Annotated in this window: 1 protein-coding gene; it reads left to right on the top strand. The window is 66.3% G+C overall.

From position 1 onward, the window contains the following. Positions 1–312 (top strand): dihydroxy-acid dehydratase domain-containing protein (locus tag E5162_RS14380; RefSeq protein WP_174235017.1); only part of this gene is annotated, 312 nt, incomplete at both ends.

Raw genomic sequence — 312 nt, 5'->3', positions numbered from 1 at the left:
CCTGTATGCGCTCGAACACAATCGGCGCCCGCGCGACCTGATCACACCGGCAAGCCTGAAGAATGCTGCCGCGGCCGTCACCGCTACAGCCGGATCGACCAATGCGGTCCTGCACCTGCTCGCGATCGCACGTGAGGCCGGACTCTCGCAGACCGATTTCGACATCGACCAGTTCGACGCCATCTCGCGGGCGACGCCGGTCATCGCCGCTCTCAAACCCGGCGGACGCTACATGGCCCCCGATATGAGCGCAGCCGGCGGCACGCGACTGCTGGTCCAGCGGATGCAGCAGGCTGGGCTGATAGTCGATGC

Origin of the sequence: Marinicauda pacifica, assembly GCF_004793635.1 — a bacterium.
GTDB classification, from domain to species: domain Bacteria; phylum Pseudomonadota; class Alphaproteobacteria; order Caulobacterales; family Maricaulaceae; genus Marinicauda; species Marinicauda pacifica.
The sequence above is the reverse complement of the archived record's forward strand: the minus strand, read 5'-3'. Positions and strand labels throughout refer to the sequence as shown.